The organism is Pseudomonas sp. P5_A2_2 (assembly GCF_054177685.1).
In genome coordinates, this window is sequence record NZ_JBGCUL010001118.1 from 1 (window position 1) to 1,369 (window position 1,369).

General features: G+C 63.0%; 1 protein-coding gene. It reads left to right on the plus strand.

The window, feature by feature from the left end:
• Nucleotides 1-1,369 (plus strand): host specificity protein J (locus ACXRVY_RS29320; RefSeq protein ID WP_458238999.1); only part of this gene is annotated, 1,369 nt, incomplete at both ends.

Genomic DNA, 1,369 nt, shown 5'->3' on the forward strand with positions numbered 1-1,369 from the left:
CTCCTACACCGACATCTGGGACGGTACCTTCAAGCTCGCCTGGACTGATAATCCTGCGTGGGTGACTTACGGAATCACGGTAAATGACCGCTTCGGCCTCGGCCGCCGAATCAAGTCGTGGCAGGTCGACAAGTGGGAGCTGTACCGGATCGCCCAGTATTGCGATCAGTTGGTGCCGGACGGAAAGGGCGGGCAAGAGCCGCGCTTCATTTGCAACCTCAACCTGCAGGGCAAGGCCGATGCCTGGTCGCTGCTGCGCGATATCTCGGCGATTTACCGCGGCATGACCTACTGGGCGCAAGGACAGCTGTTCAGCTTGTCCGACATGCCGCGCGCAACCGACTTCGACTTTGCCTACACCAGGGCGAACGTCATCGATGGCAAGTTCACTTACTCGAGCGCGTCGGAGCGCACGCGCTACAGTCGAGCTCTGATCAGCTACGACAACCCGGCGAACAACTACGACACCGACGTCACTTCGGTGACCGATCCGAAGCTGCAACGGCGTTACGGTGACAACCCACTGGAGATCGGCGCCATTGGATGCACCCGCGAGTCGGAGGCGCAACGCCGCGGCAAGTGGGCGCTGCTGACCAACTCCAAAGACCGGGCGGTCAGCTTCAAGGTGGGGCTCGACGGTCGCATCCCTCTGCCTGGTTACGTGATCCCCGTGGCCGACGAGCTACTGGCGGGCCGCGCAATCGGTGGGCGAATCTCCGCAGTTGCTGGTCGCACCATCACCCTGGACCGCGACACTCAAGCCAAGGCCGGCGACCGACTGATCCTGAACCTGCCCAATGGCAAGTGCGAAGGGCGCACTGTGCAGTCCGTAGCAGGGCGCGCGGTGACCGTCACTGTCGCGTATTCGGCGGTGCCGGAGCGCGAGCTGGTCTGGGCGCTCGATGCGGATGACCTGGCTGTGCCGCTGTACCGGGTGACCGCCGTGTCGCGGCCGGAACCGGGCGTATTTGAAATCTCGGCCGTTCAGTACGACTCGAGCAAGTTCGCCTTCATCGACACCGGTGCTCGACTGGAAGAACGGCCGATCAGCGTCATTCCGATTACCGTGGTGCCGGCGCCGGCGAACGTCACCCTGTCGGCAAGTTCAGTCGTATCCCAAGGCATCGCCGTCGCCACCATGACGATCACCTGGCCAGCGGTGAACGGTGCGGTTGGCTATGACGTGGAGTGGCGCAAGGACAGCGGCAACTGGATCAAGATGCCGCGCACTGGCGCAACCGGTGTAGATGTTGTGGGCATCTACGCGGGCGCCTATGTGGCCCGCGTTCGAGCCGTGAGCGCCTTCGACATATCGTCGGTCTGGCGCGCCTCGATCCTGACCAATCTCAAGGGCAAGGAAGGCTTGCCG